Origin of the sequence: Caulobacter sp. 1776 (genome assembly GCF_040545685.1) — a bacterium.
Taxonomy (GTDB): Bacteria; Pseudomonadota; Alphaproteobacteria; order Caulobacterales; family Caulobacteraceae; genus Caulobacter.
On record NZ_JBEPMI010000001.1, the window covers coordinates 1,084,700 to 1,108,166 of the forward strand.

At 68.6% G+C, this 23,467-nt stretch carries 29 protein-coding genes; 18 read left to right on the forward strand and 11 right to left on the reverse strand.

The window, feature by feature from the left end; genetic code table 11:
* The first annotated feature begins 3 nt into the window (after positions 1-3).
* Positions 4-3,594 (forward strand): M1 family aminopeptidase, encoded by a 3,591-nt coding sequence (locus tag ABIC66_RS05085; protein ID WP_354068287.1) that lies wholly within the window; start codon positions 4-6, stop codon positions 3,592-3,594.
* A gap of 20 nt (positions 3,595-3,614) precedes the next feature.
* The gene (locus tag ABIC66_RS05090; protein ID WP_502910305.1) at positions 3,615-4,019 is read left to right on the forward strand and encodes a PaaI family thioesterase; all 405 of its coding nucleotides are present in this window, start codon (positions 3,615-3,617) and stop codon (positions 4,017-4,019) included.
* A 5-nt stretch (positions 4,020-4,024) separates the two neighbouring features.
* On the opposite strand, the gene ABIC66_RS05095 is transcribed toward ABIC66_RS05090, so the two are convergent.
* Positions 4,025-4,657: a DUF4142 domain-containing protein gene (locus ABIC66_RS05095; protein ID WP_354068289.1), complete on the reverse strand. Its 633-nt coding sequence runs from the start codon at positions 4,655-4,657 to the stop codon at positions 4,025-4,027.
* A gap of 118 nt (positions 4,658-4,775) precedes the next feature.
* On the opposite strand from ABIC66_RS05095, the gene ABIC66_RS05100 reads away from it, so the two are divergent.
* A complete protein-coding gene (locus ABIC66_RS05100; protein WP_354068290.1) occupies positions 4,776-5,990 on the forward strand; it encodes a CaiB/BaiF CoA transferase family protein in 1,215 nt (404 codons plus the stop codon).
* 94 nt (positions 5,991-6,084) lie between these two features.
* Here the strand turns inward: ABIC66_RS05100 and ABIC66_RS05105 are convergent, their stop codons facing one another.
* The gene (locus ABIC66_RS05105; protein WP_354068291.1) at positions 6,085-7,923 is read right to left on the reverse strand and encodes an HWE histidine kinase domain-containing protein; all 1,839 of its coding nucleotides are present in this window, start codon (positions 7,921-7,923) and stop codon (positions 6,085-6,087) included.
* A gap of 202 nt (positions 7,924-8,125) precedes the next feature.
* On the opposite strand from ABIC66_RS05105, the gene ABIC66_RS05110 reads away from it, so the two are divergent.
* The 4 genes from ABIC66_RS05110 (at position 8,126) to ABIC66_RS05125 (ending at position 10,012) form a co-directional block, all read left to right on the forward strand.
* Positions 8,126-8,476, forward strand: a complete 351-nt coding sequence (locus ABIC66_RS05110) for a hypothetical protein (protein ID WP_354068292.1) — start codon at positions 8,126-8,128, stop codon at positions 8,474-8,476.
* A complete protein-coding gene (locus ABIC66_RS05115; protein ID WP_354068293.1) occupies positions 8,473-8,868 on the forward strand; it encodes a hypothetical protein in 396 nt (131 codons plus the stop codon). Before ABIC66_RS05110 ends, ABIC66_RS05115 begins: the two co-directional genes overlap by 4 nt.
* Positions 8,869-9,100: 232 nt before the next feature.
* Positions 9,101-9,721: a superoxide dismutase gene (locus ABIC66_RS05120; RefSeq protein WP_354068370.1), complete on the forward strand. Its 621-nt coding sequence runs from the start codon at positions 9,101-9,103 to the stop codon at positions 9,719-9,721.
* 111 nt (positions 9,722-9,832) lie between these two features.
* Positions 9,833-10,012 (forward strand): DUF1328 domain-containing protein, encoded by a 180-nt coding sequence (locus tag ABIC66_RS05125; RefSeq protein WP_354068294.1) that lies wholly within the window; start codon positions 9,833-9,835, stop codon positions 10,010-10,012.
* A 73-nt stretch (positions 10,013-10,085) separates the two neighbouring features.
* On the opposite strand, the gene ABIC66_RS05130 is transcribed toward ABIC66_RS05125, so the two are convergent.
* Entirely contained in the window at positions 10,086-10,874 is a 789-nt protein-coding gene (locus tag ABIC66_RS05130) for a metallophosphoesterase family protein (RefSeq protein WP_354068295.1), read from the reverse strand.
* Between the two features lie 17 nt (positions 10,875-10,891).
* Positions 10,892-11,749, reverse strand: coding sequence for a diacylglycerol/lipid kinase family protein (locus ABIC66_RS05135; protein ID WP_354068296.1), 858 nt, complete (start codon positions 11,747-11,749; stop codon positions 10,892-10,894).
* A 143-nt stretch (positions 11,750-11,892) separates the two neighbouring features.
* On the opposite strand from ABIC66_RS05135, the gene ABIC66_RS05140 reads away from it, so the two are divergent.
* The 4 genes from ABIC66_RS05140 (at position 11,893) to ABIC66_RS05155 (ending at position 13,563) form a co-directional block, all read left to right on the forward strand.
* On the forward strand, positions 11,893-12,234 hold the full coding sequence (locus ABIC66_RS05140) for a YMGG-like glycine zipper-containing protein (RefSeq protein ID WP_354068297.1): 342 nt from the start codon (positions 11,893-11,895) through the stop codon (positions 12,232-12,234).
* A gap of 86 nt (positions 12,235-12,320) precedes the next feature.
* Entirely contained in the window at positions 12,321-12,788 is a 468-nt protein-coding gene (locus ABIC66_RS05145; protein WP_354068298.1) for an OmpA family protein, read from the forward strand.
* Between the two features lie 321 nt (positions 12,789-13,109).
* A complete protein-coding gene (locus tag ABIC66_RS05150; RefSeq protein WP_354068299.1) occupies positions 13,110-13,298 on the forward strand; it encodes a hypothetical protein in 189 nt (62 codons plus the stop codon).
* 13 nt (positions 13,299-13,311) lie between these two features.
* Entirely contained in the window at positions 13,312-13,563 is a 252-nt protein-coding gene (locus ABIC66_RS05155; protein WP_354068300.1) for a hypothetical protein, read from the forward strand.
* 158 nt (positions 13,564-13,721) lie between these two features.
* On the opposite strand, the gene phyR is transcribed toward ABIC66_RS05155, so the two are convergent.
* On the reverse strand, positions 13,722-14,525 hold the full coding sequence (gene phyR / locus ABIC66_RS05160; RefSeq protein WP_354068301.1) for an anti-anti sigma factor/receiver protein PhyR: 804 nt from the start codon (positions 14,523-14,525) through the stop codon (positions 13,722-13,724).
* Between the two features lie 226 nt (positions 14,526-14,751).
* On the opposite strand from phyR, the gene nepR reads away from it, so the two are divergent.
* The 5 genes from nepR to ABIC66_RS05185 all read left to right on the forward strand — a co-directional run bounded on the left by nepR (position 14,752) and on the right by ABIC66_RS05185 (position 18,745).
* Positions 14,752-14,937 (forward strand): anti-sigma T factor NepR, encoded by a 186-nt coding sequence (nepR, locus tag ABIC66_RS05165; RefSeq protein WP_252635326.1) that lies wholly within the window; start codon positions 14,752-14,754, stop codon positions 14,935-14,937.
* A gap of 2 nt (positions 14,938-14,939) precedes the next feature.
* Complete coding sequence (locus ABIC66_RS05170) at positions 14,940-15,545, forward strand: sigma-70 family RNA polymerase sigma factor (RefSeq protein ID WP_354068302.1); 606 nt, start codon at positions 14,940-14,942, stop codon at positions 15,543-15,545.
* The gene (gene phyK, locus ABIC66_RS05175) at positions 15,542-17,236 is read left to right on the forward strand and encodes a sensor histidine kinase PhyK (protein ID WP_354068303.1); all 1,695 of its coding nucleotides are present in this window, start codon (positions 15,542-15,544) and stop codon (positions 17,234-17,236) included. The genes ABIC66_RS05170 and phyK overlap by 4 nt, the downstream gene beginning before the upstream one ends.
* Positions 17,237-17,316: 80 nt before the next feature.
* The gene (locus tag ABIC66_RS05180; RefSeq protein ID WP_047403834.1) at positions 17,317-17,451 is read left to right on the forward strand and encodes an entericidin A/B family lipoprotein; all 135 of its coding nucleotides are present in this window, start codon (positions 17,317-17,319) and stop codon (positions 17,449-17,451) included.
* A gap of 169 nt (positions 17,452-17,620) precedes the next feature.
* On the forward strand, positions 17,621-18,745 hold the full coding sequence (locus ABIC66_RS05185; RefSeq protein ID WP_354068304.1) for a hypothetical protein: 1,125 nt from the start codon (positions 17,621-17,623) through the stop codon (positions 18,743-18,745).
* Here the strand turns inward: ABIC66_RS05185 and ABIC66_RS05190 are convergent.
* The 3 genes from ABIC66_RS05190 to chpT form a co-directional block, all read right to left on the reverse strand.
* A complete protein-coding gene (locus ABIC66_RS05190; protein WP_354068305.1) occupies positions 18,703-19,536 on the reverse strand; it encodes a CheR family methyltransferase in 834 nt (277 codons plus the stop codon). The two genes, ABIC66_RS05185 and ABIC66_RS05190, sit on opposite strands and share 43 nt — an antisense overlap.
* Complete coding sequence (locus tag ABIC66_RS05195) at positions 19,533-19,910, reverse strand: response regulator (RefSeq protein ID WP_354068306.1); 378 nt, start codon at positions 19,908-19,910, stop codon at positions 19,533-19,535. The genes ABIC66_RS05190 and ABIC66_RS05195 overlap by 4 nt, the downstream gene beginning before the upstream one ends.
* A gap of 149 nt (positions 19,911-20,059) precedes the next feature.
* Entirely contained in the window at positions 20,060-20,737 is a 678-nt protein-coding gene (chpT, locus tag ABIC66_RS05200; RefSeq protein WP_354068307.1) for a histidine phosphotransferase ChpT, read from the reverse strand.
* Between the two features lie 166 nt (positions 20,738-20,903).
* Here chpT and ABIC66_RS05205 point away from each other — a divergent pair, with 166 nt between their 5' ends.
* Complete coding sequence (locus ABIC66_RS05205) at positions 20,904-21,089, forward strand: DUF3553 domain-containing protein (protein WP_354068308.1); 186 nt, start codon at positions 20,904-20,906, stop codon at positions 21,087-21,089.
* A gap of 5 nt (positions 21,090-21,094) precedes the next feature.
* Positions 21,095-21,868, forward strand: a complete 774-nt coding sequence (cysQ, locus tag ABIC66_RS05210; RefSeq protein WP_354068309.1) for a 3'(2'),5'-bisphosphate nucleotidase CysQ — start codon at positions 21,095-21,097, stop codon at positions 21,866-21,868.
* A 14-nt stretch (positions 21,869-21,882) separates the two neighbouring features.
* Here cysQ and ABIC66_RS05215 read toward each other — a convergent pair whose 3' ends face one another.
* From ABIC66_RS05215 to ABIC66_RS05225, 3 genes are all read right to left on the reverse strand, one after another.
* A complete protein-coding gene (locus tag ABIC66_RS05215) occupies positions 21,883-22,755 on the reverse strand; it encodes an EamA family transporter (RefSeq protein WP_354068310.1) in 873 nt (290 codons plus the stop codon).
* A 155-nt stretch (positions 22,756-22,910) separates the two neighbouring features.
* Positions 22,911-23,267, reverse strand: a complete 357-nt coding sequence (locus ABIC66_RS05220; protein WP_354068311.1) for a YdbL family probable chaperone protein — start codon at positions 23,265-23,267, stop codon at positions 22,911-22,913.
* Positions 23,268-23,280: 13 nt separating this feature from the next.
* Positions 23,281-23,466, reverse strand: a complete 186-nt coding sequence (locus ABIC66_RS05225; RefSeq protein WP_354068312.1) for a YnbE family lipoprotein — start codon at positions 23,464-23,466, stop codon at positions 23,281-23,283.
* Position 23,467 lies beyond the last annotated feature (1 nt).

Here is a 23,467-nt window from a genome sequence, read left to right on the forward strand (position 1 = left end):
GTCATGTTTGGCAAGATCGCGGGCTTCGAGCTCCGCTACCAGCTGAAGTCGCCCGTCTTCTGGGTGGTGGCGACCATCTTCTTCCTGTTGACCTTCGGGGCCGCGACGATCGACCAGATCCGCATCGGCGGCGGCGGCAACATCCACAAGAACGCCCCGTTCGCGATCGCCCAGACCCATCTGATCCTGTCGATCTTCTACATGTTCGTGACCACCGCCTTCGTGGCCAATGTGGTGGTGCGCGACGACGAGACCGGCTTCGGGCCGATCCTGCGCTCCACCCGGGTGAGGAAGTTCGACTATCTCTACGGCCGCTTCACGGGGGCGTTCCTGGCGGCGGCGATCTCGTTCCTGGTCGTGCCGCTGGCGATCTGGATCGGCTCGTTCATGCCGTGGATCGACCCCGAGCGCCTGGGTCCCAATGATCTCCACGCCTACCTGTTCTCGTATTTCGCCCTGGCCCTGCCGTCGATCCTGCTGACCTCGGCGATCTTCTTCGCCCTGGCCACGATCACCCGCTCGATGATGTGGACCTATGTCGGCGTCATCGCCTTCATGGTCCTGTGGATCATCGCCAACATCGCCCTCGATCGGCCCGAATACGAGAAGATCGCGGCCTACTGGGAGCCGCTGGGCACGGCGGCCTACGGCCTGGTCACCAAGTACTGGACCGCCAGCGAGCGTAACGGCCAGACCCCGCCGCTGGCCGGGGCGCTGCTGTTCAACCGGATCTTCGTGCTGGCGCTGTCGACCGGCTTCCTGACCCTGGCCTATGGCCTGTTCCGCTTCCAATCGGCCGAGCTGTCAGGTCAGAAGAAGATCCGCAAGGGCAAGGCTCAAGCCGAGGACGAGGCTGCTCCGCCGATCGGCGGCGGGCCGCTGCCGCAGCCGATGTTCGACCGCGGGACCGCCTGGGCCCAACTGGTGGTCCGCACCCGGCTCGACATGGGCCAGGTGTTCAAGAGCCCGGCCTATTTCGTGCTGCTGTTCCTGGGCCTGGCCAACGCCATGGGCGCTCTGTGGTTCGCCACCGAGGCCGGCCGTTACGGCGGCGTGGTCTATCCGGTGACCCGCGTGTTGCTATCGCCGCTGCTGGGCTCGTTCGGCCTGATCCCGATGATCATCGCCATCTACTATTCGGGCGAGCTGGTCTGGCGCGAACGCGAACGGAAGACCCACGAAATCATCGACGCCACGCCCGCGCCCGACTGGGCCTTCGTGGCGCCCAAGACCTTGGCCATCAGCTTGGTGCTGATCTCGACCCTGCTGGTCAGCGTCCTCGCCGCCATCCTCAGCCAGGTCTTCCACGGCTATTTCAACTTCGAGCTCGACAAGTATCTGATCTGGTACGTGCTGCCGCAGTCGGTGGACTTCATCCTGATGGCCGTGCTGGCGGTGTTCCTCCAGTCGATCAGCCCCCACAAGTTCATCGGCTGGGGGCTGATGGTGATCTATATCGTCACCACGATCACGTTCGTGAACCTGGGCTTCGAGCACAAGCTCTACAACTACGGCTCGGCCACCGACACGCCGTTCTCGGACATGAATGGCCTGGGCAAGTTCTGGATCGGCGCCTGGTGGCTGCGCGCCTACTGGAGCGCCTTCGCCCTGATCCTGCTGGTGCTGGCCTACGGCCTGTGGCGGCGCGGAACCGAGAGCCGGCTGCTGCCGCGCCTGCGCCGTCTGCCGGTCCGTCTGCGCGGCGGGGCCGGCGTGCTGATGGCCTCGGCCCTGGCGGTGTTCGTGGCGCTGGGCGGGTTCATCTATCTGAACACCAACGTCTGGAACCCATACCGGACCAAGATCGACAACGAGAAGTGGCAGGCCGACTACGAAAAGACCTTGCTGCCGTTCGAGAACACGCCCCAGCCCAAAATCGTCGCCATGACCCTGGACGTCGATCTGCGTCCGCACACGCCCAGCATCGAGACCAAGGGCTCGTATGTGCTCGAGAACCGCACGGGCCAGGCGCTGAAGGAGATCCACGTCCGCTTCGACCGCGACCTGAAGGTCAAGGGCCTGTCGATCGAGGGCGCGCGGCCCAAGAAGACCTACGAGAAATTCAACTACCGCATCTTCGCCTTCGACACACCGATGGCGCCGGGCGAGCAGCGCAAGATGAGCTTCATCACCGACCGCGGGCAGCTGGGCTTCCCCAACAGCGACCAGGAACACCGGGTCGTCGACAACGGGACCTTCGTCAACAACCTGGAGATCGCGCCGATCCTGGGCATGTCGCGCGAGGGCCTGCTGCAGGACCGCGCCAAACGCCGCAAGTACGGCCTGCCGCCCGAGCGCCGCATGGCCAAGCTGGGCGATGTCGCCTCCCGTCAGTTCAACGGCCTGCGCAAGGACGCCGACTTCGTCAGTTCCGACATCACGGTGACCACCGAGGGCGACCAGACCCCGATCGCGCCGGGCTACAAGGTCTCGGACACGATCAAGAACGGCCGCCGGGTCGCGCGCTTCGTGACCGAGGCGCCGATCATGCCGTTCGTCTCGATCCAGTCGGCCCGCTACAAGGTTGCCGAGGAGACCTATAAGGGCGTGCAGCTGGCGGTCTACTACGACGCCCAGCACACCTGGAACATCGACCGCATGAAGCAGTCGATGAAGCGGTCGCTGGACTATATGAGCGCCAATTTCAGCCCCTACCAGTTCCGCCAGCTGCGCTTCCAGGAGTTCCCGGACTACGAGCAATTCGCCCAGTCGTTCGCCAACACCATCCCGTGGTCCGAGGGGATGTTCTTCATCTCCGACTACCGCGACCCGACCAAGATCGACATGGTCACCTATGTCGGCGCGCACGAGATTGGCCACCAGTGGTGGGCCCACCAGGTGATCGGCGCCGACCAGCAGGGCGGGGCGATGCTGTCGGAGACCTTCGCCCAGTACTCGGCTCTGATGGTGATGAAGCGGACCTATGGCGAGGCCCAGATCCGCAAGTTCCTGAAGTTCGAGCTGGACAGCTATCTGCGCGCGCGCGGCGGCGACGTGATCGACGAGCAGCCGCTCTACAAGGTCGAGAACCAGCCCTACGTCTATTACCGCAAGGGCTCGTTGGTGATGTACCGGCTGCAGGACCAGGTGGGCGAGGAGACCGTCAACCGCGCCCTGCGCAAGTTGATCGCCGCCCACGCGTTCAAGGGCGCGCCCTATCCGATCACCACCGACTTCCTGACCATCCTCCGCGCCGAGGCCCCCGCCGACAAGCAGGCCCTGATCACCGACCTGTTCGAGAAGATCACGCTGTACGATCTGAAGACCAAGTCGGCCTCGGTGAAGAAGCGGGCCGACGGCAAGTTCGACGTCGCGGTCACGGTCGATGCGGTGAAGAAATACGCCGACGGCAAGGGCAAGGAGACGCCCGCCGCCTTGAACGAAACCATGGACATTGGCCTGTTCACGGCCGAGCCGGGCAAGAAGGGCTTCGCCGCCAAGGACGTGGTGGCCTATGAGCGCCGGCCGATCCGTTCGGGCGTGCAGACCTTCACATTCACCACGACCAAGGCGCCGAAGTTCGCGGGCATCGACCCCTACAACACGGTGATCGACCGCAACGGCGACGACAACACCGTCAAGGTCGGCGGGTGAACGAAGACACCGTCATCCGGATGGACGCCGAAGCGCTGAACGCGTTCCTGCGGCGAGCCTTTCCGGAGACGGATCCCGACCACATGGCCTCGGTGATCGAGGCCGAGCCGGGACGGGTGCTGGTCAGGCTGCCCTATGCCAGCCGACAACTTCGGCCAGGCGGGGTGATCTCGGGACCGACCCTGATGGGACTGGCCGACATGGCGGCCTATGCGCTGGTGCTGTCGCATATCGGCGAGGTGGCCATGGCGGTCACGACCTCGCTGAACATTCACTTTCTGAGGGGCTGCAAGCCCGGCGATCTCCACGCCGAGGGAACCTTGCTCAAGCTCGGCCGCCGCATCGCGACGGCCGATGTCCTGATGTGGACGGAAGGGCGAGACCGGCCGGCGGCCAAGGCGACCGTGGCCTACGCCATTCCTTAGATCGCCTAGTGCTTGGCGTTGTCCTTGGCCACGTCCTCGCCGGTGTCGAAGCCCTTCTTCAGGCCCTCGGCCATGTTCAGGTGCTCCTGAACCTTCGGGGCGGTGGCGGCGGCGAAGGCCTTGATGGCGGCCGTGTCGCCGTCCTGGGCGTAGCGCTGCAGCAGGTTCAGGGCCGCCTGGTGGGCGTCGACCTGACTGTCGGCGTATTTCTTGTCGAAGTCCTTGGCGTCGGCCTTGTTCAGGTCGTCCAGATCCTCCTGCAGGTCGGCCGGCAGGGCGGTCGGCGGGGTGATCGAAGCGCCTGAGGCGGCGATGGCGGCCTTCAGTTCCTCGGTCGTCTTGGTGTGGGCCTTCTCCATCTCGGCCGCGAACTTCTTCACCGACGGGTTGGTCGAGCGCTTGGCGGCGACCTTGGCGGCCTCGACCTCGAACATGTCGCTGGCCGCGGCCTTGGCGACGAACACGTCGGCCTTGGTCTCGTCCGACGGGGTCGGGACGGTGGCGGCCGGATTGGCGTCCGGGGTCGCGGCCTGCTCGGCCGGGGTGGCGGCGCCCTTGGTTTCATCGGCCTTCTGACCGCAGGCGGCCAAGCTGAGCGCGGCGACGGCGGCGCTGACAATAAGAATGTGACGGGTCATGGCTCTGTCTTTCCCTGCGCGATTTTCTTAGAGGTCGTGGAAGGCTCGGCGTCGCGCTGCGCCGTCTGACCGAGAAAACATCACGGGGCCGTGAACGGTTCCGGGGGGAGACTGTCAAATGACGCAGGGGCCACTGACCGGATTGCGGGTGATCGAGATGGGCTCGCTGATCGCCGGGCCGTTCTGCGGCCAGGTGCTGGGCGACTTCGGAGCCGAGGTCATCAAGCTGGAGGATCCCAAGGTCGGCGATCCGATGCGTCAGTGGGGCCGCTCCAAGCCCAAGGGGCTGTCGCCCTGGTGGCCAGTGATCGGCCGCAACAAGAAGTCTGTCACCCTCGACCTTCGGACCGACGAGGGCCGCGACGTCGCCCGCGCCCTGATCGCCAAGGCCGACGTGGTGGTCGAGAACTTCCGTCCCGGCACCTTGGAAAAGTGGGGCATGAGCTACGAGGCCCTGGCCAAGACCAACCCGGGGCTGGTGATGGCGCGGGTCTCCGGCTTCGGCCAGACCGGGCCCTATGCCAAGCGGGCCGGCTACGCCCTGGTCGGCGAGGCCATGGGCGGCCTGCGGCACATCACCGGCGAGCCCGACCGCAATCCGGCCCGGGCTGGAATCTCGATCGGCGACAGCCTCTCTGGGCTAAACGCGGCGCTGGGGGTGATGATGGCCCTGCACGCCCGCCAGCGCACCGGCCGGGGCCAGGTGGTCGACGCGGCCATCTATGAGAGCGTGCTGACGGTGATGGAGAACCTGATCACCGAATACGACCTGACCGGCTATGTCCGCGAGCGCTCGGGGGCCGTGCTGCCCGGCATCGCCCCGTCGAACGTCTATCCGACGAAGAGCGGCGAACTGGTGCTGATCGGCGCCAACCAGGACACCCTGTTCAAGCGGCTGTGCGACCTGATGGGCCGGCCGGACCTGGCCGAGGATCCCCGCTATCGCGACCACGCCGCCCGCGGCGTCCACCAGGCCGAACTGGACGCCCGCATCGCCGCCTGGACCGCGGACCACGCGATCGAGGACCTGCTGCCGCGCCTGGAGGCGGCCGGCCTGGCTACGGGCCGGATCTATCGCGCGCCGGACATGATCGCGGATCCGCAGTTCGTCGCCCGCGAGTCGATCGTCACCGTGGCCCATCCGGTATTCGGCCCGATCAAGATGCAGAACGCCTTCCCGAAACTCAGCGACACGCCCGGCGGGGTGCGCTGGCCAGGGCCGACGCTCGGCCAGCACACGGACGCGGTGCTGGCCGAGGTGGCGGGGATCAGCGCGGAGGCGGTGGCGGGACTGCGGGCGAAGGGGGTCGTGGGCGCGGCTCCCGCCACCTGACCGCTTCGCGGTCGTCCGCCCCCAAAGGCGGGCGGAAGGCCCTTCTTCCCCCTTTTGGGGGAGGAGCGCGCGGCGCGCAGGGGCAAGTCGCCGCCTAGGCTCGCCCCGTGACCCCCGCCACCGCTCGGGCGATCTGGTGGACATTGTAGGGCTTGCGCACAATCGGGGCGTCGAAGCCCATCGGGGCGGCCTTGTCGGCGTAGCCGGTGGCGAACACGAACGGCCGGCCCATGGTCCGCAGGATCTCGGCCACGGGGGCGACGGACTGGCCGTTGAGGTCGGCGTCCAGCACGGCGACGTCGAAGTCCAGCTCGACCATCGACAGGGCCTCGCTGAGTTCGGCCGCGCAGCCGACCACCGTGACCCCAGCGTCCTCCAGACCGGCTTCCAGCTCCAGGGCCAGCAGCAGCGAGTCCTCGACGATCAGCACCTTCAAGCCGGCGATGGCGCCGGAGCGAATCGTTTCGTCGGCGGCGATCACCGTCTCGACGATACGCTCGGGCGCGGCGACCACCTCCTCGATCGGCGGAGCGTCGGCCAGGGCCTCGGCGGCGCCTTGGATCATGGCGGTGACGCCGCTGGGCCGGTAGTTGATCTTGGCCGAGCCGCCCAGTTCGCGGCCGGCGACCTCCTCGATCACCGTGGCCCCGAAGCCCTTGGTCTGGGGCGGGGTGGCGGGGGGGCCGCCGGTCTCCAGCCATTCCAGCGCGAAGCCGCCTTCGGGCGTGCGCCGCCACACGACCTCGACCTTGCCGTTCTCGGACGACAGCGAGCCGTAGCGCATCGCATTGACCGCCAGCTCGTGCAGGGCCAGCGACAGGGCGGAGGCCGCGCGCGGGGTCAGGAACAGCTCCGGCCCGTCCCAGCGGGTCTGGGTGGGCGCCAGGCCGCCCAGCTCGGCGGCGGCGATCCGCGCCAAAGTCGCGCCGCGCCAGCGGGCGGCGGTCAACAGGTCGTGGGCCGAGCTCATCGACTTCAGCCGGCCGGCGAAGGTCTTCAGGAAAACGTCCAGCGACGCCGACTTGCGCGCCGACTGGGCCGCCACCGACTGGACCACGGCCAACAGGTTCTTGATGCGGTGGTCCAGCTCGGAGACCAGGTTCTCGCGCTGCTCTTCCTCGGCCCGGCGCTCGGTGATGTCCTGGACGACGCCGATCAGATAGGCCGGCTCGCCGTCGGCGCCGCGCAGGATCGCCCCCGAGCCGTGGTTCCAGATCTCGCGGCCGTCGGGGCCGTTGGGCCGGCGATACTCGGCCTCGTAGCGGTCGGACTCTTCAAGCTGCCGGTCGACGGACTCCTTGAGCCACGCCTGGTCGTCGGGATGCACGTAGCGATACAGCGCCTGACCGTTCTCGCCGGGAATCTCGCCGGGCGGGATGTTCGAGATCTTGGCCAGGCGCGGACTGATCTTGAAGACGTCGCGTTTGATGTCCCACTCGAACTCGCCGAGGCTGGCGGCGGCGATGGCCAGGTCGAGGCGTTCGCTTTCGAAATTGAGCGCCGTGCAGGGCTTGGAGGTCAGGGCCTCGGCGGCGAGGTCCGCCAGGTCTTCCAGGGCCTGGAGATCCTCGTCCGCGGCCGGGCCGCTGGTTCCCGGGCCTTCGACCACCAGGGCGCCCAGCACGTGACCTTGCGCGTCGCGGATCGGAACGGCCAGGCCGACCGGGCCGTTGGCCGCGACCACCTGGGCGGCGAGGTCGCCCGCGCGAGGGGCCTCGGGACTCGAGTAGCCGACATAGGCCTTGCGCCAGATCCGGTCCTCGTCGACGAGGGCGATGGCGGCCTTGGGCGCGTCGAACAGCTTGGCGGCGAGGCGCGCGAGGCGCAGAAAACGCGGCGCATTGGCCGCGCCGTCCAGGATGTCCAAGGCCTTCAAGGCGTTGAGACGGTCGGCTTCCTGGCGCTCGTCGCTGACGATGGGGGCGTCCTCCATGATTCGACCTTAGACCCGCTTCGCGCTGGGCGCGAGCGGGTTTGGATCGCCTTTTGGCGCCGTCGGGGATTCGCCTGTGGTGAAGCTTGGCGACCTTGAGTATCTTGGAACCGCGACGCTAAGCTCGGCGTTGACGGGACGCAGCTTCAGCGTCCCGGGACTCTTTGCTTCCGGTCGGTCGCGTCGCGAACAGGAGAAGACCATGCCCGCCAATTCCCTGAATCCCGCCGCCAAGGAAGCCGACAAGGCCAAGGGCGCCACGCTGGAAGCCGTCGAGCACGCCGAACGCAGCTTCGCCGAAGCCGCCGACGCCGCCCGCGCCTCGCTGACCGAAGCCGCCAAGCGCGTCGAGAAGTCGGTCGCCGAGGGCTTCGAAACCCTGCGCGCCCAGAGCCGCGCCTATACCGACACCGCCGGCCAGCAGCTGGAAGACGCCCAACGCTACGCCGCCGAACGCATCCGCGAGCGCCCGATCACCGCCACCCTGGCCGGGCTCGGCGTGGGCGTGCTGATCGGCCTGCTGCTCTCCGGCGGCCGCAGCAACAACCGGTGATCTTCGAAAAGACCCTCATGACGCTGGCGGCGGCCGCGGCGATCGCCGCCGCCGCCGCGGTCAGCGTCGTCTCCGCCGCCTTCGCGATCTACGCGGTGCTGGTCCCGCTGGTCACGCCCGCGGGCGCCGCCGCGATCGTCGCCGCCGTCGCCGCCCTGATCGTCGCCGTCGCCGGCATGATCGCCGCGCGCAAGGTCGAGGGCCATCGCTCGCATCAGGCCCCGCCGCCGGCCGGGTTCGACATGACCAGCAAGGTGGTGGAGATCGTGCGCGACCGCCCCATCATGTCGATCGGCATCGGCCTGGCCGCGGGCCTCTTCGCGCTGAAGAACCCGACCCTGACCGCCGCCGTCGCCAAGGCGTTCCTGGACCCGAAGCCACCTCAGCGTTGATCGCGCGTTCTATGCAGATCGCCGACCGCCGCCGGGCTCGCTCGGCGGCGTTTTGCGTTCGCAGATTTCCGAGCCTTTAGATTTTGGGGAAACCCCAAGTTTCAAAGGGAATTTCTCAACTAAAGTTGAGCGCTCCGGGCCGTCGAAACCCTTACGCTTTCGGCCCGCGCGTTCTAGATGCCTTCCGCGCGTTCCCGCTCCTCCCTCCAGGGGAACGCCTTCCCATGGAGTGATCATGTACAAGCTGCCGGACCTGCCCTACGCCTATGACGCGCTGGAGCCGACGATCTCCGCCAACACCCTCCGCTTCCACCACGACAAGCACCACGCGGCGTACGTCACGGCCCTGAACGGCCTGCTGAACGGCGACGACAAGGGTTCGCTGGAAGCGGTGATCAAGGGCGCCGGTCCGGGCAAGGTGTTCAACAACGCCGCCCAGGCCTGGAACCACGCCTTCTTCTGGGACGGCCTCTCGCCCACCAAGACCGCGCCGGGCGCCGACCTGGCCGCCGCCGTCGACTCCACCTTCGGCGGCCTGGCCGGCCTGAAGGAGAAGTTCGTCGCCGAGGGCGTCGGTCACTTCGGCTCGGGCTGGGTATGGCTGGTCTCGGACGCCTCGGGCGCCCTGAAGATCATCTCGACCCACGACGCCGAGAGCCCGGTCACCCAGGATCTGACCGCCCTGCTGGTCGCCGACGTCTGGGAGCACGCCTACTATCTGGACTACCAGAACCTGCGTAAGGGCTTCCTGGAAGCGGTCTTCGACAACCTGCTCAACTGGACCCTGGCCGACAGCCAATACGCCGCCGCCAAGTCGGGCGCGCAGGGCTGGGCCTATCCGGCGCCGGAATAGGCTTTTCCACGCCGGAACGCCGCGGAGTCGGGCGCGTTTTCTCCAAGCGGGGCCATGGGCCTCGATACGAGACAACCGTCCCGGCGACCGCCGGCTTTCCTGGAGTGGCCAATGCTGAACTGGGCCGTGACCTTCCTGGTGATCGCCCTGATCGCCGCCCTGCTGGGCTTCACCAGCATCGCGGGGACAGCGATGGGGATCGCCAAGATCCTGTTCTACGTCTTCCTGATCCTGTTCCTGGTGTCCCTGGTCAGCCACCTCTTCCGAGGCGGTCGCGGCGGGGCGCCTTAGGCGAACGATCCGGAATGGACCATCGAACGGCGCGGCTTCGGTCGCGCCGTTTTCGATTCAGCCCCTTCTCGTTCTAGGTGCGCCGATCGAAGGCCCAGGTGCGCCAGACGTCGAACTTGCCACGCTCATAGGCCATGGCCGCCACCCGCACGCAGCCCGGCTCGACCTCGATCACGTTGAAGCCTGGCGCCGCGCCGCGTTCACGCAGGGACAGGGTGCCCGAACCGACCGCCTGGGTCTTGCCGTCGCCGAACGGGATGGCGGTGACGAACGGCAGGTGGATATGGCCCGACAAGATGACGTCCACGCCCGCCTGGACGAAGCGGTTGGCCGCGTCGACGCCGCCGCGGACCCTGGCGGTCATCGGTCCGCCCAGGATCTCCATCAGCGGATGGTGACAGACCACCACCTTCAGGTCGCCGATCGGCGCGGCGCGCAGTTCGTCGGTCACGCGCCTGATCTGGCGCCGCGCCACCGCGCCCTTCGACCAGTTCCAGCGGATCTGGGCGGCGCGCGCGCTGTTCAGCGAAACGACGGTGACGCCATCCCCACGCCAAGCCGCGCCGTCCTCGGTCCCGAACCGGTCGGTGAAGCGCCGCCAGGGCCGGGTGAAGCGCTCGAACAGCTCGCCGGGACCAACGAAGGGCGTGTCGTGATTGCCGGGCGCGACGATCATCGGATCGGGCAGGCGCCGGAGCCAGGCGGCCGCGGCGTCGAATTCCGCGACCTTGCCGTCCAGGGTCAGGTCGCCGGCCGCGACGACCAGATCCGGCGCGGCGGCGTTGATCCAGGCGGTGGCGGCCTCGACGGCCTCCCGGTTCTCGCCGCCAAAATGGATGTCGGAGACTTGGATCAGCTTCATGGGATCAGCTTCATCGGTCACTCGGCGTCGGGCGGAACCAGCGCGCGGAAGGCCTTGGGCCGGAAGCGGATCGATACTTCGGGATCGAGCCGCGCGGGCTCGCCGTCGAAGATGGCCGGGATCCGCCCCCGCGCCCAGACCTTGCCCACCCGGCAACGGCCGACCGAAACCGAAGGGTCCTCGCGCCACTGGCCCCGGGCGGCGTTGAAACCCAGGCGGAAGACGTCCAGCGCGCTGGACGGGTCCAGGGCGGCGGCCTCGAGGGCGCGCTCCTCGGCGTCCAGGGCGGACGAAACCAACGGGCACATCAGGGTCAGGGCTTCGGCCTTGACCCTGGGACGGCCGTCCAGGACGAAGCGCAGCCGTCCGGAAAAGGCGCTGCGGAACGCCCGGCGGGCGCGGGCGACGGCGATGCCGATCCGGCCCTCGCGCGCGGCCTCGCGGGCCGTGGCCCACAGGGCGGGGCTGCCCAGGATGGCGGCGACGAAGAACAGACGCCCCCCGACCTCGCCGCCCGAAATCATCCGCGCTTCGCCGCCCTGCAAGCAGGCCCTCATGGCCGCCTGCCAGTCGCGCTCGCCATAGAGGGCGCGGGGCAGCATGTTCATGGTCCCGCCGGGCAGGGGCGCGATCAGGGGCCCGTCCGGCCCGGCCATCTCGGCCGCCGCGCGCGCGGTGCCGTCGCCGGCGAGCACCAGCACCGCGTCCGGCGCGCCGTCGATCACCGCGCGCAAGCAGTCCGACAGCTCGCTCGGCTGCGGCGCGTGGACGACGCCGGCGACGCCATATTCGGCCAGCAGGCGCTCGGCGATCCCGGGGGCGTCGGGACCCACGGAGCCGGAGGCGATATTGGCGACGATGTCGATGCGCTTCACGGTCGCCCCATCCTGCGAAAACTCGCGTCTAGTCACTGAGGGGCGCAACGGCCCGGGCCGCGCCATGGTTCCGCTTGCGAAACGGAACCGTCCGTCCGTCGATCCGTTTGCTCGGCAGGGGACAGGAAGCTCGGAGAGCCAAGATGAAGACGACCATGATCGCCCTGATGGGCGTGGGTGTGCTCGCCGCGGCGTGCACCTCGACCGGTAACGTGGAGCGCAACGCCGCTGGCGGCGCCGCCTTGGGCGCCCTGGCCGGCGCCGTGATCGGCAACAATGTGGGCAGCGGCAGCGCCGGCACCGGCGCGGCGATCGGCGCGGCCATCGGCGGCACCGCCGGCGCCGTGAAGGGCTGCCGCGAGGACGGCGGCTGCGGCGCGACCAGCGTCAACCGCCGCCAGTACTATGACGAGCGCGCGGGCCGTTACTACTATTACGATTCCCGCAGCGGTCGTTACTATTGGGAAGACGGCAGCTCGCGCTGACACGCGGGAGAAGACGACGCCCCAAGAAAGGCGATCGGCTTGGCCGGTCGCCTTTTTCGTGTTCGCAGGTCTGGAGGAGGGTTGGAATGAAGATGAAGTTCAAGGCCGTTGTGGCCGTGAGCGGCGCGATGCTGGCCCTGACTGGCTGCGCCGAAACGCAAGGGCCCTGGCGCACGCTGCGCAAGCCCGTGGCGGCGGCCGCGCCCAGCTGCGCCGATTTCCAGTCCACGGTCTATTTCGAGCAGGACTCGGCGGCCTTGATCCCCGAAGCCCGCATGGTGTTGGCCAATGCGCGCGCCCAGGCCAAGGGCTGCAAGGTCGTGTCCGTGCGCGTGATCGGCTTGGCCGACGCCGTCGGGAGTTCCGAGGCCAATCTGATCCTGTCGCGGCGTCGCGCCGAGACGGTGTCGAACGCCTTGGCCAAGGCCGGCTTCGGCAAGGTCGAGATCGACCGGACCGCCATGGGCGACGCCGGGGCTGTGGCCGCTTCGGGCGCCGCCGCGCCGCTGCGCCGCCGCGCCGACATCCTGTTCGATCTCGAGGCGAGCAAGTAGGTCACGAAGAGAGGCGGGCCGGTGGACCGGTCCGCCAAGAAATTACGTACGAAGAAAGGCGGGCCGGTAGACCGGTCCGCCTGAGGTTCGCATCAACAAAGGGGGGTGCGAAGGCGGCAGGCTGGCTATCGCCAGCCTCAAGTCGGGGGGGCGTCGCCGCCTTCGCAGTGATGAAAACGACAAGGCGCGCGTTGGGTTCCCGCCCCGCGCGATTTTTTTTGCGCGCGATTTCTGGACGCCGGCGCGAGGGAACGGCCAAGGCTTCGGAACGTTGAAAATCCAAGGCGGACATCAGGTCCGCCGGGCCAGGGGAGCAACGTCGTGATCCGGACCTACGTAGCCGAACATGGCGGAACGGTTTTGTTTTCGACGCCGTCGCGGCGTCAGAAGAAGGTGCGCACGCGGATCATGGCCCTGGTCGTGATCGCGGCGATCGCCGCCTCCACCGGGATGGTGCAGGCGTTTCAGGATCGCGAGCGGGCGCACGCCGCTGAAGACTGGACTCCATAGGAGGTATGACATCATGCCCGCCGACATTCACCACGACGCTCCCAGCCCTCGTTTGAACGCCACGCGCGCGCGTCAGGGGCGTTGGGGCAAGCACGTGTTCTGGGTGCTGATCGCCTCCACCGTGCTGGCGGCCCTGGCCTTGTTCGGGGCCTGGACCTTCCGCGCCAAGGACCTGGCCGCCGTCGAGGTCAACAACGGCGCCAAGACGACCGCCGAGGCTCAGCGCTACGACACCCCGCAGACGCCGGCCCGCCAGACGCCGTAAGGGCGTTTCGACGTTCCGATCAGAGGGCGGCTTCCGAGAGGAGGCCGCCTTTTTCGCGCGTGAAAGGGGGCGCACTCGCAAGGCGGCGGCCCGTCCAACGAAAAACGGCCCCCCTTTCGGGAGGCCGTTTCGCGGGTGGGATATCGGGAGACCTATCCTCAGGCGGCCTTGGTGCGGGTCCGTCGGGGATGGAAGAACAGCGCCTGGCCGATCGCCGCCTTCACCGTTTCCGGCTGGAAGGGCTTGGTGATCAGGAAGGTCGGTTCCGGACGCTCGCCGGTCAGCAGGCGCTCGGGGAAGGCGGTGATGAAGATCACCGGCACGTCCATGCGGCCGAGGATGTCCTTGACGGCGTCGATGCCCGACGAGCCGTCGGCCAATTGGATGTCGGCCAGGACCAGGCCCGGAGTGCGGCGAGCGACGGCGTCGACGGCCTCGCCGCGCGTGGCGGCGATGTCGGTGACCTGGTGGCCCAGTTCCTTGACCAGGGCCTCGATGTCGGCGGCGATGACCGGCTCGTCCTCGATGATCAGGACGTCGGTGGCCAGCTCGGCGTCGATCTCGGCCTGGGCGTCGGAGATCAGGCGTTCGACCTCGCCGAAGTCGCAGTCCAGGATCTGGGCGGCTTCCGACGGCGTGAAGCCCTCGAGCGCGGTCAACAGGAAGGCCTGGCGCGACCGGGGCGCGATGCGCATCAGGCGCTGGGCGGCGTCGTCGCCGGCCGTGGCGCCATCCTCCCGACGGGCTTCCAGTTGCGCGCCGGAGCTCAGCCAGATGGCGTGGAACACGCGATACAGCGCCACGCGCGGCGACAGATCGGCGTCCAGCGAGCGCTCGCCCGCGGCCAGGGCCTCGAGGGCCACGCGGACATAGTGGTCGCCAGTCGTCTGGTCGCCAGTCAGGGCGCGGGCGTAGCGGCGGATGTAAGGCAGATGCGGCGCTAGCCGAGCAAGAAGACTCATGACCCCTCCCGATGCGGTGTCTTCGAAAACAACTCAATGAACGGCCAAGCTGGGCCGTTCCGTCGAAGTTCGATAACGCCTCCTCAACTCAGCGGTTCCGCAAACGGCGGAATTTTGACATCGTAAGCCAAGCTTATGGAACCCGGTACGGAAAACCACGTTGTCGTCTGGCGAGAAGACATTCGGCCAAAGGGGGCGGACGCCGAAGCAGTTCGGCGTCGAGGACATGATCGAACACGTACCCATGGAAGATAAACGCAAGAGCGCCGCGGCGCTGGACGAGGCGCGCCTGCGTCAGCAAGCGATCGGCGTGAAGCTGCGGCAGATGTTCGACGAGGTCGTCAACGAGGCCGTGCCCGATGAATTCCTCGAAATTCTGCGCAAGGCCGAGCCGCCCGCGGGAGGTCGATGAGCATGAGCGAACCGCAAGTCGGCCGCTCGCCGCCCGACCCTGTCCGTGACGTCGCGTTCAAGCGCGAGCTGGTCACGCTGATCCCGCACCTCCGCGCCTTCGCTCGCACCCTGACCGGCGATCCCACCGCGGCCGACGACTTGGCCCAGGACGCCATGATGAAGGCCTGGGACGCGCGCGCCAGCTTCCAGCTGGGCACCAACATGAAGGCCTGGACCTTCATGATCCTGCGCAATCAGTTCTATTCCGAGAAGCGCCGCAGCTGGCGCCAGAGCCAGCTGGACCAGGAAGCCGCCGAGCGGACCCTGGTGGCGGTCGACGATCCCGAGGCGCCCGTCGCCCTGGACGAGTTGCGCCTGGGCCTGGCCATGCTGCCGGCCGAGCAGCGCGAAGCCTTGATTCTGGTCGGCGCCGGCGGCTTCGCCTACGAGGAGGCGGCCGATATCTGCGGCTGCGCCGTCGGCACGGTAAAAAGCCGGGTCAGCCGTGCGCGCCGGGCCCTGCAGGCGATTCTCGAAGCCGGCGCCTATGATCGCGACGGCGGATCGGCCGGTGATGCGATGCACGCGATCCTGGCCGACGCGGAGCGATTGAGCTCCTTGCGGTGAACGCCCTGGCCGGCCGCGCCGCGCAGGCCGTAACATCGATTCGAGTCCGTCTGGCCGTCGCCCTGTTCGTGGCGCTGCTGCCCGTGCTCCTGCTTGGCGGCTTGCAGTCGATCTTCGCCTTCCGAGCGGAGGCCGACGCGCGCCGCCAGAGCCTGGAGCTGGCCGCGGCGCACAGCGCGGCGGTCGCGCGGGCGCGCATCGAGTCCGCGGGCGTGCTGCTCCAGACCCTGGGTCCGGGCTCGGTGGGCCTGGAATGCGCCCAGCGCCTGGCCGACGTGCGCGCGCGCTTGCCGGGTTACGCCAACCTGATCCGTTTCGACGCGCGCGGCCGGGTGGCCTGCGCCGCCGCCACCACGCCCTTCGACACGCAGCGCAGCGCCAGGCCTTGGTTCCAGGCGCTGCGAAGCGGCGATCCCATCGTGGTGGCCAGCGCTCCGGGCGCGGCCTACGCCAACGAACCGGCGGTGCTGGCGGCGGTGCGCGCCGGCACGCCCGAGCGGTTCGAGGGGGCGCTGGCCGCCGTCCTGACCCTGACCGACCTCAAGCTGGAGACCGCGACCCGCTTCATGCCCGAAGGGGCCGAAGTGGCCTTGGCCGACTCGCGAGGCGAGGTGTTCGCCGCCACCAATCCCCGGGCCTTCGACATCGGCTCGGGCCGTTGGCGCGAGGAGGTGGGCCGGAACGGTTCGGCCCTGTGGAACGGCCGCGACGGTCAGCGACGGACTCGCACCTATTCGGCCGCGCCGCTGGTCGATGACGACGTCTTCGTCATTCTCTCCGCGCCGGCCCCCAGCCTGGTGTCGTGGGCCTCGCTCAGCCCGATTTCGCGGATGCTGCTGCCGCTGCTGGCCTTCGTGTTGGGCCTGGCCGCGGTCTGGTACACCGCCGAGCGAGGCGTGATCCGCTGGATCGTCTATCTGCAGCGCGTGGCGGCGATCTACGCCCGCGGCCGCTTCACCGTCAGGCCCCTGCAGGCCGAGCGCGCGCCGCCCGAGATCCGCGAACTGGCCACGACCCTGGACGCCATGGCCGGCGCCATCGTCGCCCGCGACGCTTCGCTGATGGACAGCCTGGCCGAGAAGGACGCGCTGATGCGCGAGATCCATCACCGGGTGAAGAACAACCTGCAGATCATCACCTCGCTGCTGAACATGCAGCAGCGCGCCCTGGCCGACCCCGCCGCCAAGGCGGCGATGAACGACACGCGCCAGCGGATCACGGCCCTGGCCCAGATCTATCGCGCGCTATACCAAGGGCCGGACCTCAAGCGCGTCGACCTGCGGCCGTTCCTCGAGGAGCTGACGGCCCAGCTGTTGGCCAACGACATGAGCACCTCGCCGCTGGTGCGCACCGAGGTGCACGCCGATCCGCTGGTCATCGATCCGGACCGTCTCGCCCCCATAGCTCTGTTCGCGGTCGAGGCCATCACCAACGCCCAGAAACACGCCTTCGGTCCCGGCGGCGGCATGCTGGCGGTGGGTTTCCACGTGCGCGGCGAGGAAGCCGAGCTGTCGATCAGCGACGATGGTCCAGGCGCGGCCGACAGCATGGGCGGCGGCGTGGGCCGCACCCTGATGACCGCCTTCGCCCGCCAGCTGCGCGGCAAGGTCTCGTTCGAGAGCCACGAGCCGCGCGGCCTGACCGTGCGCCTGATCTTCCCCACGCCGCTGGCGGTCAATCCCGGAACCTAGCTTCGCCGCTCACGTTTCCTCGGGGCAGTTATTCACACGCCCCTCCTCCCTATCCTTCGGGGCGAACAGCGGAGAAGACCATGCGTAAGTTTATGATCCTCGCGGCCCTGGCCGCCAGCCTGTCGGTCGCGGCCTGCAACACCGTCGAAGGCGCCGGCAAGGACGTTTCGTCGGCCGGCAAGGCCGTCAGCGACACGGCCAAGGACACGAAGTAGTCCCTTCGGTCCTTCATCTATCGAAAGGCCCGCCGGTTCCGCCGACGGGCCTTTCTCGTTACGGCGGGCGACGAAGTGTTTCGCCGCCGCAACCTAAGGACGTCTGGACGATATCGGACTGAAAGATTGCCGGGCCAAGCTGAGCCTCTGATCGAGGGGCTCTGGGCGCTTGCCGTCATCCAGCAACACCACCGTCTTCGTCCATAGCGGCTGGCGCTGCTCCAGCACCTATGTCTGGCGCCGCTTCCAGGCGCTGGCCGGCGTGCGCGCCTATTACGAGCCCTGGCACGAACAGCTGGCCCGCGTCACCGCCGACACACTGCTCCTCGAAACCCCCGACAACAGCGGCCTGCGCCATCCCGGCGGGGCCGAGCCCTATCTGAAGGCGTTCGAAGTCGTCCTCGATCCGGCCGGGGGGCTGCGGAACTTCGACGCCGGCTTCGCCCTCGACCGCTTCTGGATCGAGCCCGAGGCCAGCGACCTGGCTCAACAGACCTATCTCGAAGGCTTGGTGACGGCGGCGCGGATTCGGGGCGAGACGCCGATCTTCGCCTGCTGTCGCACCCTGGGCCGCGCCGGCTGGCTCAAGCGTCGGTTCGGCGGCTTCCATGTTGTGCTGATCCGTGACCCGGTCCAGCAGTGGCTGTCGTTCTATTCCCTGCGCAAGCGGCCCCGGCCGACCTATTTCGAGCTCTGCCACTATGTGCTGCTGTCGGAAATGGCCGGCGGCGAGGCGCTGTCGCGCGCCTTGCTGGGCGAGACCTTCGACGGCGTCGGCGGACTGGACCAGCGGCTGGCGGCGGTGCGGCGCAAGCTGAAGCGGGCGCCCGCCAGCGTCTCGTTCCAGGCGTTCCTGGCGGTGTGGCTGCGCTCGTACCTGAAGGCCCTGCCGGACGCTGATTTGGTGGTCGACGTCGACCGCTTGGCCCGCGACCAGGCCTATGCCCGCGAGATCGAGGCGGCGATCGAGGCCGGCAGTGGTCTCAAGCCGGACTTCTCCGACTGCCGGGCCCCGGCCCCGCACGGCATCGCCCCGCCGGTGCAGTGGCGCAAGGCCGCGCGCGAGGTGGTCGATCTGATGGACCTGCACCAGGCGATCGTCGGGCCGCGGGCGCCGCCGATCCTATTCCGCAAGCTGGCCCCGGCGTTCGCGGCGGTGACGCCGGCCCCGGTCGGCTCGGTGACGAAGCTGGGGGAAGCCTTGGGCGGTCTGTTCGGCGGCTCGGTGGTGACTCGCGCGCCAGCCAAGGCCTATGCGGCCACGGCGGCCCGCACGGACGGATCGCGCAGATAGATCCCGGTTCCGCCCGGCGCGGCGGCCAGCATGTCGTCGAACGCGCCGACGTCGTCGTCGGGATCCACGACCAGCACCCCGTCCGGCGGCAGCAGGGACACTAGCGCCTCGACCACCTTGCCGCGCAGCGCGGCGTCCATGCCGCGTAGCACGCCGCGCAGCAGGATGACGTCGAAGCGGCCCATGGCCGACAGGTCGGCCAGCAGGTTGATCCGCTTCCAGCGCACCATCTGGCGGATACGCGGCGAGATCGCCCAGGTGTCGTCCTGGTTCTCGAAATACTTGACCAGCATGCGGATCGGCAGGCCGCGCTGCACCTCGAACTGGGTGTAGAGCCCGGCCTGGGCCTTCTCCAGGCAACGCTCGGAGAGGTCGGAGCCAAAGAATTCGAACCGCGCGCCGGTCGCCAAACCGGGGGCCTCGGCGGCGGCGATGGCCATCGAATAGACTTCCTGACCGGTGGCGCAGGCCGCGCTCCAGACGCGGACCGGACCTTCGGGCCGACGAAGCGACAAGGCCGGCAGCACCGCGTCACGCAGAGCGGCGAATGTCTCGCGGCCGCGGAAGAAGGTGGTTTCGCTGCGGCACAGGGCCTCGACCACGGCCCAGATCAGCCGTTCCTCGCGGTTGGCCCGCAGGGCCGCGATCAGGGCCTCGATCGAGTCGTAGCCTTCGCGCCGCGCCAGCGGCGAGAGGCGGCTTTCCACGAGATAGGGCTTTTCGGTCTCGACCCGCACGCCGGCCCGGGCCCGACCCAGGGCGGCCAGCAGGTCCATGTCCTCGGGCGTCACAACAGGCCCGCCTCGGCGAACTTCGCCTCGATGATGTCGCCGTCGAACGGCTTCATGATGTACTCGTCCGCCCCGGCGTCCAGGGCCGCGCGGATGTGGTCGACGCTGTTCTCGACCGTGCAGAAGACCACCTTGGGCGCATCGCCGCCGGGCTCGGCCCGCAGTTGGCGCAGGAATTCGATGCCGTTCATCACCGGCATGTTCCAGTCGAGGAGAACGGCGTCGGGCATGGCCGCGCGACACCACGCCAAGGCTTCCATGCCATCGGCGGCCTCGGCGATCTCGAAACCGATGTCCTCGAGGACTCGGCGGGCGACCTTGCGGATCACCCGGCTGTCGTCGACCACCAGGCAAGTCTTCACGGCGTGCTCCAATCCAGACGGCCACCTTGAGGGCGGTCTGGTTAAGGAGCGGTTTGCCTAAACCCGGAACGGGCCGCGACAAATGTAACTTTTAGGGCAAGATTCAGAGCATGGTAGCCGAAGATGCGAGCGGTTTCGGCGGCCGCCACGCTCCAAACGCTCTACGCCGGAACCCAGGCGGCGATCGAGGCGCGCTCCTCGCCGATCTCGACGGCGATCTGGCCGCCGGCGGCGCGGACCAGGGCGTGCAGATAGGCCGCCTGCACCCAGGGCCCACCGAGCCCTTCGGCCAGCGGCTCGCCCTTCAGGCCGGCCAGCACTTCCGGACGCAGGCGTGCGCGGGGACCGACCGCGTCGGCGATGATCGAGAAGCGACCGTCGGCGGCCACGCCCTTGACCGTCGCCACGCCTCCGGCCGGCAGGGCGCTGGCGGCGATCTGGGCGATGTTGAGGATGGCGCGCGACGACGGCTTGTTCATCGCCTGCGGCTCGATCTGCCAATCCAGGGTCGGGCGGACGTGGGCGAACACGCCCTGGGCCAACTTTTCCAGCTCGCGGCTGTCGAAGTTCTCGGCCGAGGCCGAGGCGCCGAACGCCACGCGGGTGAACTGCAGCAGGTCGGCCAGCTTGCGGGCCGACGAGGCGATCAGGTTCATGGCGTCGTCGCGCATGTCCTGGGCGGCGGGGTCGTCCAGCAGATCCAGGCCCGAGACGATGGCGCTGGCCGGACTGATGAAGTCATGGCACAGGCGCGCGGCCAGCATGGCGGCGAAGTCGGGGCCTTGGACGTCCGTTTCGGGGGACGCGGCGGCCGGGGTCTCGGAAACGGTGTCGGTCATGGCGGCGAACTCTGCCGTGATTTGAAGCTTTGGCAAACTGGGCCGTGGGCGGAGCGCCGGAATGGCGGCCCGCTATGGGTTGGATAACGCATCGGCGGAAAAACGGACTCATCGCGGTGGATCGCCGATTTCCTCTGGCCCCGGCGAAGGCTACAGGGAGCGCGTCATGGATCCGTTTCTCGAACCCGGCGTGCTCGTGCGCCACCCCGACCAGCCCGACTGGGGCCTGGGCCAGGTGCAGTCGGTGATCGGCCATCGCGTGACCGTCAATTTCGAAGACGCCGGCAAGCAGACCATCGACGCCCAGCGGGTGCGGCTGGTCTTCGTCGGCGACGATCCCCGGGGACAATGAACAGCATGACCGAGAACTTGGCGGATTGGGGCCGCGCATTGGCCAGGATCACCGAAGAGGCGGCGGTGGTCATTCTGCCGTTCTGGAAGACCGAACTGGCCGTGGCCCAGAAGGCCGACGAGAGTCCGGTGACCGAGGCCGACCGCGCCGGTGAGCGCCTGATCCTGCGCCGGCTGGCCGAGGCCTATCCGGACGTTCCGGTGATCTCCGAGGAGCACGCCAGCGAGTTCGGGACGCCCGACGCGGTGGGGCCGCGCTTCTTCCTGGTCGATCCGGTCGACGGCACCAAGGCCTTCGTGCGGGGCGATCCCAACTTCACCGTCAATATCGGCCTGATCGACAATGGCGTCCCGGTCGCCGGCGCCGTCTGCGCTCCCGCCACTGGCGAGGTGTGGTTCACCACCGCGGCCGGCGCGATGAAGCGCGCGACGCCGGCCGCCGACGAGGTCCCGGCCCGCGTCCGTCCCTGGCCAGCCGGCCAGGCCCTGGGCCTGGTCAGCCACACCATGCGCGAGGAGAAGGCCGCCGAACTGGCGGCCCAGTACGGCTTCGACCTGCGCGCGCCGATGGATAGCTCGATCAAGATGTGCCGCATCGCCGAAGGCTCGGCCGACATCTATCCGCGCCACGGCCCGACCTCGGAATGGGACACGGCCGCCGGCCATGCGGTGCTGGTCGCCGCTGGGGGGACCTTCACCCAGCCGGACGGCGCGCCCTTCACCTACGGCAAGGCCGACCAGGGATTCCGCAACGGCTGGTTCGTGGCGCGGGGCGGCTAGGAAAGGTCTCCGGCCTACGGCGCATCCCCGATCGCGGCTTCCGCCGGCGTGGTCAGGATGGTTCCCACCGAGGCCGCTACGATCGCGCCGATGGCCAGCCACTGGGTCGCGACCAGGCGTTCGTGCAGAATCACTAGGCCCGCCAAGGCCCCGATCGCCGGCTCGACACTCAGCATGACGCCGAAGCTGCGCTTGGGGATGCCGCGCAGGGCGATCATCTCCAGTGAATAGGGGATGGCGCTGGACAGCACCGCCACGACCAGGCCCAGGGCGATCAGCTTGGGCTGGAACAGGCTGGCGCCCGCCGCGACCAAGCCGACCGGCGTGACGATCAGGGCCGCCGTGGTCATGCCCAGCGCCACCGACCGCCCGGCGTGCAGATGGCCCATCCGCTTGCCCAGGATGATGTAAAGCGCCCAGCACACCGCCGCCGCGCCGGCGAAACCGACACCGACGGGGTCCAGCCGCGCCGCGCTGGGATCGATCGGCAGCAGCAGGCCAAGGCCCAGCACCGCCAGTCCGATCCAGACGAAGTGGATCAGCTTGCGCGAACTGGCCGCCGCCAGGACCAGCGGTCCGACGAACTCGATGGCGATCGCCAAGCCCAGCGGAATGGTGCGCAGGGCCATGTAGAAGACGAGGTTCATCAGCCCGACGATCGCGCCGTACAGCGCGACCTTGCCGAGGTCCGCGCGGACGATCGGATGCCGCCACGGCCGCCAGATCAGCAGCAGGATCAGCGCCGCGAAGAACACGCGATAGGCGGTGACCCCCTGGGCTCCGACCAGCGGAAACAGGCTCTTGGCGAAGGACGTGCCCACGCACAGCGAGACGATGGCCCCAAGCAGCGCGGCATAGGGCAGCAGGGGCGGGCGGGAGGCGGACATCTGTCCGTACTTAGGGGTAAGCGCCCCCTCCGTCACGATGCGTGTCCGCATCGCGCCATCTCCCCCGCTACGCGAGGGAGGAGGAACGCCGCCTCTCCTCCCCCGTGCAAACGGGGGAGGTGGCCCGAAGGGCCGGAGGGGGCGCTATGCGGGGGCTACTTCTTCACCCAGCCGCCATCCAGCGGCTTCCAGAACTGGCCGGGAGCCAGGCGGGCGTAGAGCTGCTTGGCGGTGGCCTGGCCGGCGGCCTCGGGGGTCACGCCGGTCTTGGCGGCGATGTCCTTGTAGGCGGCGGCGCGGCCGGTGTTGATCTCGGCCACCGAGGCGCGCAGGCTGGCGTCGCCGCCGGCCACGATGCCCAGATAGCCGTCGGCCTGCTCGCCGACCGTGCCGGCGGCCTTGCCGGCGTCGACCGCGGCCTTGGCGGCGGCCGATTGAGCCAGCGCCAGATTGGCGCCGCCGGCCGAAAGGGCCAGGCCTAGCGCCAGAACCGTCATCGTCTTGCGGATCATGTCGGTTCCTCCCTTAGAACAGGTTGGGGTTCTGCTGGATCAGCGACTGGACTTCCTTGTCCAGTTGCAAGCGCACATTGGCGTCCAGCTTGGCGTAGATGTTGATCGGGTCGACCTTCACGCGGACGGTGGGCGTGCAGGCGGCCGCGCCGAGCGCTCCCGTCGCGACGAGAGCCATCAAAAGGGCGCGCTTCTTCATG